Annotated in this window: 1 pseudogene; it reads right to left on the bottom strand. The window is 63.4% G+C overall.

Going from position 1 to position 1,558, the window contains the following annotated elements:
• Positions 1-1,558: pseudogene (locus tag CNE01S_RS23990) on the bottom strand (RHS repeat protein); the annotation flags it as partial.

Genomic DNA, 1,558 nt, shown 5'->3' with positions numbered 1-1,558 from the left:
TAGTAGTACAGGCCCGTCGCGTCCCGCTCTTTGCCCGAGTAACGCACCGTTTTGTAGTTCGCTTCCGTCTGGCTGCGGGCTGCCCACCGCGCCGTGCCGCCGTACGGGTAATACTCTTCCATGCTGATAACGTTGCCGCTGCCGTCCAGCTCAAGCCCGCTGCCGCCGGTCAGGTTGTCGTAGCTGTAGCGCACCGGGTCGTTGTTAATGTCCGCCGGTTTGCCCGCCGCCCAGTGCAGCACCCGCACCTGTGCCCGGCCTGCTTCACCCACGGTGATGACCTGCAGATTTTCCGTTTCCTTGCTGCCGGTTTGGGTGGTTCGCAGCTCCAGCCCCGGCAGGTACAGCGCCCGCTGCGTCTGCGTGCTGTTCCCGGTTTGCTGCGTGCTCACCTTCAGCAGGCGCTGGCTGCCGCCGTCATAGCGGTAGCTTTCACTGTCGTTCGCCTTGCCGTCGCGCTGGACAGGACTGACTTTCAGCAGCTCGTTACGCGGCGTCCAGGTAAGATTTTGCCCCGGCTGCAGCTGTTTTTGCTGCCCGCCCGGCGTGAACAGCGCGTCCACGTCAGACGGATTTTTTGCCAGCGTGCTCAGCACGCCCCGGTTGCTGCGGTCGCTTATCGTGATGTCCGTGGTGTAGCGGTTGTTGGTCGCCGCCGCGTTGTGGCGTATCTGCGTCAGGTTGCCGCCGTTATCGTAGGCGTACGTGCGGGTATAGCTGGTGAAGGCGGTACTGTCTGTCGGCTGGGGGATGGTGGCGGCGGGTAACTGACTGCTCTGCTGGCCTGCATTCGCCATTTCGCGCCCGGTGGCGCTGACCAGCTGGTACAGGCTGTCGTAGGCGTAGGTATTTTCCGGCACCACTTTCTGATTCCGCCAGAAGCGCGTCTCTTCCGCGTCGTTGCTGATTTTCAGCACATTGCCCACCGGATCGTATTCGTAGCGAATATCCTGCAGGACCTTCGCGCCAGACACATGCCCGGCCGGGCGTTCGGTTTTTATCCCCGTCAGGCGCTGTGTTTCCGGCTCATAGCTGTAGGTGGTGACCACGCCGTTGCCGTGTTCTTCGCGCAGCTTCTGTCCGGCGGCGGAGTACGTCAGGGCTTTCACGATGACCTGCTCTTTACCGCCTTTCAGCGTCAGCCAGCTGCCCGCCAGCAGGCCCGCCACGTCATACGCCACGCGCTGCAGGTTGCCTTTGGCATCGGTGGTGGTGAGGACGGTGCCGGTAGCGTCGGCGGTGCTCTGCGTGGTCAGCGTTTCTGCGCCCAGCCAATCGTTCCAGGCGGACGCATCCGCACCCTGCCAGTCGGCCACGTTATCCGGGTTATCGGCGTCCTTCAGCAGGCGACGGGTGACGGACAGCGGCACGCCGGTCAGGGCTATCGCGTCGGTCTGTGCCTGACCCGCGGTATCGTAATGACTGATGCACTGCCCCGCCAGGTTCAGTTTTTTCTCTGCCGCGCTGTTGCCTGCGTAGACAAAGCGCTCCGCAATGCGGGCGGTTTTGCCTGTGACCTGCTCCGTCACGCTCAGCGGACGCCCGGCGAGTGAAGCGG

The sequence above is a fragment of the Cedecea neteri NBRC 105707 = ATCC 33855 genome (assembly GCF_001571265.1).
GTDB classification, from domain to species: Bacteria; Pseudomonadota; Gammaproteobacteria; order Enterobacterales; family Enterobacteriaceae; genus Cedecea; species Cedecea neteri.
The sequence above is the reverse complement of the archived record's forward strand: the minus strand, read 5'-3'. Positions and strand labels throughout refer to the sequence as shown.